This is a genomic window from Thiomonas sp. TH-17 (assembly GCF_057473305.1).
In genome coordinates this window covers 1-6321 of record NZ_JBYCKI010000255.1, presented here as the reverse complement: position 1 = coordinate 6321, position 6321 = coordinate 1, and the positions used below count along the sequence as shown (strand labels likewise).

The window sequence follows — 6321 nt, the reverse complement described above, 5'->3', positions numbered from 1 at the left end:
TCATCGCCGAGACGCCGCCCGCGCAAATCGCGCACTTTCCCCGCTATCTGCAGGCCATCGGGCGGCGGCTGGATAAATTTCGCGCCGATCCGGCCCGAGATGTGCAACTCGGCACCCAGCTCGCCCCTTGGCTCACCCGTTGGCAGCGCGAGGCGGCGAGCTATCACGGGCACCTGCCGCCACGCCTGCAAGAGCTGCGCTGGCTGCTCGAAGAACTTCGGGTGTCGCTGTTCGCACAAGAACTGCGCACGCCCATGCCGGTATCGCTCAAGCGCCTGGAAAAAGTCTGGGCGCAGTGGCAGGGCTGATTCGGGTATACCCTCGACAATGTATAGATACTTCTTGATACATCTCAAGGCGAGGTGATGGCACAGTTTCTAGGATGGCGATTATGTCGAGTTCCATCCTCCCCCTGTCCGGCGGTTCAGCGCAGGCGGCCGCGCCTGCGCAGTCTGCTGAAGAGTCCGGCTGCTATCACTGCAGCTTGCCTTTGGGCGACGCGCCGGTGCGCATGGAACTGGACGGGCAGTGGCGCAGTTTTTGCTGCCAGGGCTGCGCAGCGGCGGCCGAGATCATCGTGCAGGGCGGGCTGTGCGCCTATTACGACCGCCGCACCGCGGGCGAAGGCGCGCTGGCTGCCCTGCCGCGCGAAGAGATCGACAAACTCCATCAACAGTGGATGGCGCTGGCCGACCCGGCGTTTCTCACCGCCTATGCCACGGCGCTGGGCGAAGGCCGGTGGAGCACCCAGATTGCGGTCGATGGCATTCATTGCGGCGCCTGCGTCTGGCTGATCGAGCAGCGGCTGCGGGCCATTCCGGGCGTGCTCGCCGCCACGGTGAACTACTCCACCCGCCGCGTGGCGTTGCAGTGGGACGCCAACACCGTGCAACTGGCGCAGGTGTTTCAGGCGCTGGCCGAGGTGGGTTATCGCCCGCTGCCCAACGCGCGTCACCAGAGCGAGCTCAACCACCGCCGCGCCCGTCGCCTGGCTATTTTGCGCACCCTTGTGGCCTGGCTGGCGATGATGCAGGTGATGATGTTCGCCTGGCCTGGCTACCTCGATGCCGACGGGCTCAACGCGGCAGAGCAGGGCATCTTCCAGTGGGGCAGCCTGGCGCTCACTTTGCCTGCCTTGCTGTTTTCCGGCTGGCCTTTCCTCATGGGAGCGCTGCGCGATGTGCGCAACCGCCGCCTGGGGATGGATGTGCCCGTCACACTCGGTCTATGGAGTGCGTTTGCCGCCAGTGTGTGGAGCGTGCTGCACGGCCAGAGCCATGTGTATTTCGATTCGGTGGTGATGTTTCTCGCCCTGTTGCTCACCGCGCGCCTGATCGAAGACGGCCTGCGCCAGCGCAGCCTGAATGCGGCCGAAGAGCTGATGGAGCAATTGCCCGCCGCCGTGCGGGTGCGAGCCAGCGCAGCGGAAGACTGGCGCAGTGTGGCCATCACCCAGGTGCGTGCAGGCGACGAGGTGGAGTTGCCCAGCGGCAGCGCCGCTGCGGTGGACGGCGTGGTGATCTCGGGTGCGTCATTAGTGGACGAAGCTCTGCTCACGGGCGAGAGCCGTGCCGTGCCCAAACAGGCGGGCGATGCCATTCTGGCGGGCAGCATGAACCGGCAATCGCCGCTCATCGTGCGCGCTACGCAAACCGGCGCGGGCACGCGCATCGCGCAGATGGTCGAGTTGATGCAGCATGCGCTGGCCAGCAAGCCGCGCTCGGCGCAGTTGGCCGACATCGCCGCGCAATGGTTCACGCTGGGCTTGCTGGCGGTGGCCGCGCTCACCGTGCTGCTGTGGTGGTGGCTCGATCCGGCGCGCATCGTGCCGACGCTGGTGGCGGTGCTGGTGGTGAGCTGCCCCTGTGCCTTATCACTGGCGGTGCCTGCGGCGCTGGCGGCGTCCACTGCGCAACTCTCGCGGCACGGCGTGCTGCTCGCACGCGGGCACGCGCTTGATCGTGCGCCTCAGGTCGATCTCTGGCTGTTCGACAAAACCGGCACGCTGACCACGGCCGAACCCGTGGTCTCGGCCGTGCGCCTGCTCGATCCGTCCTACAGCCGTGAGCAGGTGCTGGCGCTGGCGCGCGCGCTGGAGCAGGGCGTGCAGCATCCGCTCGCACGGGCGTTCATGGCGTCTGCTGCGCAGGGCGAAGCCGTAGAAACGGTGCAGGATTTGCGCGCCGTGCCGCATGGCGGCATGCAGGGCGTGTGGCAGGGGCAGACGCTGCGGCTGGGGCACGCGGCCTTCTCGGGCGTGGCGCAGGCGCAGCCGCCCGAAGCCAGCGATATTCCGCTCACCCGTCTCGGCCTGAGCCTCGACGGGCGGGCGCTGGCCGTGTTCGACATCGCCGAAACGCTGCGCCCCGGCGCGCAGGAAGCCTTGCAGTCGCTGCAAGCGGCAGGTGCCGAGGTGGCGGTGTTGTCGGGCGATGCGGTGCGCACAGTTCAGGCCTGGGCTACGCGGCTCGGTGTGGCGCGCGCCGAGGGTGGTCTGAGCCCGGAGGACAAGCTAGAACGCGTGCGCCAGTGGCGCGCGCAGGGGCGGGTGGTGGCGATGGTGGGCGATGGGGTGAACGATGCCCCGGTGCTGGCGGCGGCCGATCTGTCGGTGAGCTTTGCCGGCGCCGCGCCGATTGCCCGGGCCGGGGCCGATGTCATCCTGCATCACCCGGACATGAAGGCCTTGCCCCGGCTGGTCGCCACCGGACGGCGCACGGTAGGGGTGATGCGGCAGAACCTGATCTGGGCCGTGGTCTACAACCTGCTGGCGATTCCGCTGGCGGTGGCGGGTTACATCACCCCGGTCTGGGCGGCGGTTGGCATGAGTACCTCCTCGCTGCTGGTGGTGCTGAATGCAGCCCGCCTCGCACGTCGCGAGCGTGTTGTGCCCACGAATTGAAAGCGCGCGATGGAAGGCTCTCTGCTCATTCTCATCCCCATCAGTGTGCTGCTGGTGCTGCTCATCGTGGGTGTGCTGTGGTGGGCGGCGCGCAGCGGTCAGTTCGACGATATGGAAGGTCCGGCCCACGCCATTCTGATGGACGACGATAAACCCAAACTGGAGTCGTTACCCGAGAAAGAGGCCGAGAAATCTGCCGACGGGGAAGGGCCGCAACAACGGACTTGACCTGCACATTGCGGCAAGGTGTCGCATTGACAACGCATTGAGCCCCGCTTCTTCCTAGTGCTTACCCTTACCAGAAGAATTGTGTTGATACATGTCAACTCAGTGTGTCCATAAGTAAATGACGATACTCTACATTACGTTTTGTTTCTTCTTATCAACAGGTGGAGCAGATGAGCGATCTGACGCTTAAACAGACTTACAACTACGCGCTGGTGCGCAAATTCACCGTCATGACCCTGGTTTGGGCCGTGGTAGGCATGCTGGTTGGCGTGTTCATTGCGGTGCAACTGGTCTTGCCCGACATGACCTACGGCATGGAGTGGCTGAGCTGGGGGCGTTTGCGCCCGCTGCACACCAATGCGGTGATTTTCGGTTTTGGCGGCACAGCGCTGTTCGCCACCTCGTACTACATCGTGCAGCGCACCTGTCAGGTGCCGCTGTTCGCGCCCAGGCTTGCTGAGTTCACCTTCTGGGGGTGGACGGCGGTGATCGTGCTTTGCGCCATCACCTATCCGCTGGGCATCACCAGCGGCAAGGAATACGCCGAACAGGAATGGCCGATCAGCCTGCTGATCGTCGTCACCTGGGTGGCCTATGCCGTGGTGTTTTTCGGCACCATCATGAAGCGCAAGACGCCGCACATCTACGTGGCGAACTGGTTCTTCGGCGCCTACATCATCACCATCGCGCTGCTCTATGTGGTCAACAACATCAAGCTGCCCATCAGCCTGCTGTCGTGGAAGAGCTACTCGGTGTACGGAGGCGCGCAGGACGCGATGATCCAGTGGTGGTACGGCCACAACGCCGTGGGCTTCTTCCTCACCACCTCGTTCCTGGGCATGATGTACTACTTCATCCCCAAGCAGGCCGAGCGTCCGATCTATTCGTACCGCCTGTCCATCGTGCACTTCTGGGCGCTGATCTTCACTTATATGTGGGCCGGCCCGCACCACCTGCTCTACACCGCGCTGCCTGACTGGACGCAATCGCTGGGCATGGTGTTCTCGCTCATCCTGCTGGCGCCGAGCTGGGGCGGCATGATCAACGGCATGATGACTCTGTCAGGCGCCTGGTACAAGCTGCGCGAAGATCCCATCCTCAAGTTCCTGATCACCGCGCTGTCGTTCTACGGCATGTCCACCTTCGAAGGGCCGATGCTCTCCGTCAAGACGGTGAGCGCGCTCGGCCACTACACCGACTGGATCATCGGCCACGTGCATTCCGGCGCCATGGGCTGGGTGGGCATGATCACCATGGGCAGCCTGTACTACCTGATTCCGCGCCTGTGGGGCCAGACTCAGATGTGGAGCAAGCGCCTCATCGAAGTCCACTTCTGGACGGCGACTATCGGCGTGGTGCTCTACATCGCTTCGCTGTGGGTGGCTGGCGTGACTGAAGGGTTGATGTGGCGCGCCATGCAGGCTGATGGCTCGCTGACCTATAGCTTCATCGAGAGCATCAAGGCGGTCATTCCCCTGTACGTCATTCGCGCCATCGGCGGCTCGATCTACCTCTTCGGCATGTGCCTGATGGTCTACAACGCCTGGAAGACCATCCGCCAGGGCAAGCCCGTCGACGCGCCGGTGCCCGCACTGAGCGCGGCCCACGCCTGATCACGATTCGGAGACATTCATGGCAACATTTAGTCACGAGACCATCGAAAAAAACGTGGGTCTGATGATTGTGCTGGTGGCAATCGTCGTCAGCATTGCCGGGCTGGTTCAGCTCGTGCCCCTGTTTTTCGACAAGAGCACGACCCAGCCCATTCCCGGCGTCAAGCCCTACACCGCCTTGCAGCTCGAAGGCCGCGACGTGTATCTGGCCGAGGGCTGCTATCTCTGCCACTCGCAGATGATCCGCCCGCTGCGCGCCGAGGTCGAGCGCTATGGCCACTACTCGGTGGCGGGTGAGTCGGTTTACGACCATCCCTTCCAGTGGGGCAGCAAGCGCACCGGCCCCGATCTGGCCCGCGTCGGCGGCAAGTATTCCGACGAGTGGCAGCGCCTGCATCTGCGTCAGCCGCGCGATCTGGTGCCCGAGAGCATCATGCCGGCCTACACCTGGCTGCAGCACCAACCTGCCGAGGCCAACCAGATCCAGGCCAAGATGCGCGCCATGAGAACTCTGGGCGTGCCTTACACCGATGCCGAAATCGCCGCGGCGCCGCAAGAACTCGAAGGCAAGACCAAGGAAGACGCGCTGATTGCGTATCTGCAAGGCCTGGGCACGGTGCTGAGCAATTACAAGTCCAAGGCCAACTACATCAACTACTGAGGAAAGCGCCATGTCCTTCGGATCGATCGTCCTTCTGCTGTCTCTCGTGGCTTTTGCTGCCATCGTGTGGTGGGCGTTCGCGCCCCGCTTCAAAAAAACCCATGAAAAGGACGGGATGATCCCTTTCCTCGATTCCAAGAATCACCCGCCCGAGTCTTTCGACAAGGGCGATGAGTCCAAGACCTCCGACAAGACCAAATCATGAACCAGTTCTATTCCCCCGGGTGGGCCTTCTGGATCGGCGGCGTCACCATTGTTTCCATCGTTGCCCTGTTCTTTTTCCTGCGCGGCACGGCACGGCAAACCGTGTTTCGCGACAAGGCGGGCAATCCCATCGCCACGACCGGCCATGTGTGGGACGGTGACCTGCAGGAGTTCAACAACCCCTTGCCGCGCTGGTGGATGGGGCTGTTCATTCTGACGCTCATTTTTGCAGTGATCTATCTGTCGCTCTACGGCGGCCTGGCGTTCTACAAGGGCATCCTCGGTTATTCCAGCGACAAGATGTACCAGCAGGAGTCGGCCGCATTCGATGCGCGCATCGAGCCGCTGTACGCGGCCTACATGAAAACGCCAATTCCCGAACTCGCCGCCAACCCCACGGCCATGGCCACCGGTCAGCGCATGTTTCTGACCTATTGCTCACAGTGTCACGGATCAGACGCCGGGGGCACCAAGGGCTTTCCCAACCTGACCATCCACAACGCCAATGCCTGGCTGTACGGCAACAGCCCCGAGGTTTTGGTGGAAACCATTACCAACGGCCGCCTGGGCATGATGCCGCCGATGGAGGCCGCGATTGGCGGCAAACCCGGCGTGCTCGCCGTGGCCAACTACGTGCGCAGCCTCAGCGGCATGAAGCACGATGCCCAACTGGCGGCACAGGGCAAGCCCTTGTTCGCCACGGCCTGCGCGGC

The 6321-nt window shown here is 63.6% G+C and carries 7 protein-coding genes; all 7 read left to right on the top strand.

All coding sequences use genetic code 11. The features are described 5' to 3' along the window. The coding region (locus AC2VLV_RS14920; protein WP_486990734.1) for a DUF3418 domain-containing protein at positions 1-308 on the top strand (308 nt) is incomplete at its 5' end. An 83-nt stretch (positions 309-391) separates the two neighbouring features. Continuing rightward, positions 392-2902, top strand: coding sequence for a heavy metal translocating P-type ATPase (locus AC2VLV_RS14915; RefSeq protein ID WP_486990733.1), 2511 nt, complete (start codon positions 392-394; stop codon positions 2900-2902). A gap of 9 nt (positions 2903-2911) precedes the next feature. After that, complete coding sequence (ccoS, locus tag AC2VLV_RS14910; protein ID WP_486990732.1) at positions 2912-3130, top strand: cbb3-type cytochrome oxidase assembly protein CcoS; 219 nt, start codon at positions 2912-2914, stop codon at positions 3128-3130. A gap of 170 nt (positions 3131-3300) precedes the next feature. Then, entirely contained in the window at positions 3301-4743 is a 1443-nt protein-coding gene (ccoN, locus tag AC2VLV_RS14905) for a cytochrome-c oxidase, cbb3-type subunit I (RefSeq protein WP_486990731.1), read from the top strand. A gap of 19 nt (positions 4744-4762) precedes the next feature. Beyond that, on the top strand, positions 4763-5404 hold the full coding sequence (gene ccoO, locus AC2VLV_RS14900; protein WP_486990730.1) for a cytochrome-c oxidase, cbb3-type subunit II: 642 nt from the start codon (positions 4763-4765) through the stop codon (positions 5402-5404). Between the two features lie 10 nt (positions 5405-5414). Beyond that, positions 5415-5609 carry a cbb3-type cytochrome oxidase subunit 3 gene (locus tag AC2VLV_RS14895; RefSeq protein ID WP_486990729.1) on the top strand — a complete coding sequence of 65 codons (195 nt, stop codon included), beginning with the start codon at positions 5415-5417 and terminating at the stop codon, positions 5607-5609. Beyond that, on the top strand, positions 5606-6321 hold a 716-nt coding region (locus AC2VLV_RS14890; protein ID WP_486990728.1), incomplete at its 3' end, for a cbb3-type cytochrome c oxidase N-terminal domain-containing protein. The genes AC2VLV_RS14895 and AC2VLV_RS14890, both read left to right, overlap by 4 nt.

Bases quoted from the DNA above. Each gene is read 5' to 3' on its own strand.
- AC2VLV_RS14915 (WP_486990733.1), top strand. From the start codon at position 392: ATGTCGAGTTCCATCCTCCCCCTGTCCGGCGGTTCAGCGCAGGCGGCC.
- ccoS (WP_486990732.1), top strand. From the start codon at position 2,912: ATGGAAGGCTCTCTGCTCATTCTCATCCCCATCAGTGTGCTGCTGGTG.
- ccoN (WP_486990731.1), top strand. From the start codon at position 3,301: ATGAGCGATCTGACGCTTAAACAGACTTACAACTACGCGCTGGTGCGC.
- ccoO (WP_486990730.1), top strand. From the start codon at position 4,763: ATGGCAACATTTAGTCACGAGACCATCGAAAAAAACGTGGGTCTGATG.
- AC2VLV_RS14895 (WP_486990729.1), top strand. From the start codon at position 5,415: ATGTCCTTCGGATCGATCGTCCTTCTGCTGTCTCTCGTGGCTTTTGCT.